The 910-nt window shown below is 42.0% G+C and carries 2 protein-coding genes; both read left to right on the top strand.

Annotation, left to right across the window (positions count from 1 at the left end; all coding sequences use genetic code 11):
• Window positions 1-637, top strand: a 637-nt coding sequence (locus tag A3738_RS06700; RefSeq protein WP_156504017.1) for a response regulator, incomplete at its 5' end; no start/stop codon positions are given.
• 37 nt (window positions 638-674) lie between these two features.
• On the top strand, window positions 675-910 hold a 236-nt coding region (locus A3738_RS06695), incomplete at its 3' end, for a hypothetical protein (protein WP_197473651.1).

Here is a 910-nt window from a genome sequence, read left to right as displayed (position 1 = left end):
TGTTTCTAAGAATCAGTATCACTTAGTGCTGATGGATCTGCAAATGCCGGTTTGTGATGGCTATAGTGCCACTTTAAAAATCAGAGAATCTTTCGATCCGCAGCAGCTAGCCATTGTCGCCATGACTGCCAACGCTGCGATAGACGTCAAAGCGCGTTGTCTTGAAGTCGGTATGACGGACTTCTTAACCAAGCCTTTTGTTCTTGAAGACTTACTGCAAAAGATCGAAGAGCATTCTCTTAAAACCTCGATCGGCAATGATGAATCTTTCGCCAAACCAAAATCTGATACCAAGAACATGATTGATGCGAATGCTGCATTGACAGCATTGCATGGCAATCGACATCTTTATTGTCGGATTCTCATGCAGTTTCAGCGCTGCTGTGAAGACGGTGTCTACGCCCTAGATCAAAAACGTATAGAAAAAGATGAAATGAATAGTTTGCGGCTAATCTATACTGTTAAACGTCTTGCTGGCGCCATTGGAGCTAAGAACCTTGAGTCGCTATTAAATGATCTAGAAGCAGCGATTCAAACGAAATGTGAAAGCGATATTGATCGATTAATTGAGGAATATTCCAGCGTTTTGGCATCGGTCAACGCAGAAATATCTGGTATTGATTTAAGCGAAATTTAGACTTTACTGTCTTGGTTTTTATAACGAGGAGTGAGCAATGGAAGAGCGTCAAACACGTCATTGGTTTTCCCCCATCCTGATTCTAGTGTTATCGATTATCGGTGTTGTGATTACTGAGGTTTCTGTTGAAACGAGTATTTATTATTGGATGGGAATCTTCGTTTTTCTTGCCATTTTGTTTACTTTCTTGGCGCTGAAAAGCGATGGGAAAGTCTATGTGATGCACCATGCTGGGCATTGGATAGGCGGATTTACAGCGCTGGTCATGGTCTA

This window comes from Oleiphilus sp. HI0066, from assembly GCF_001635725.1.
The sequence above is the reverse complement of the archived record's forward strand: the minus strand, read 5'-3'. Positions and strand labels throughout refer to the sequence as shown.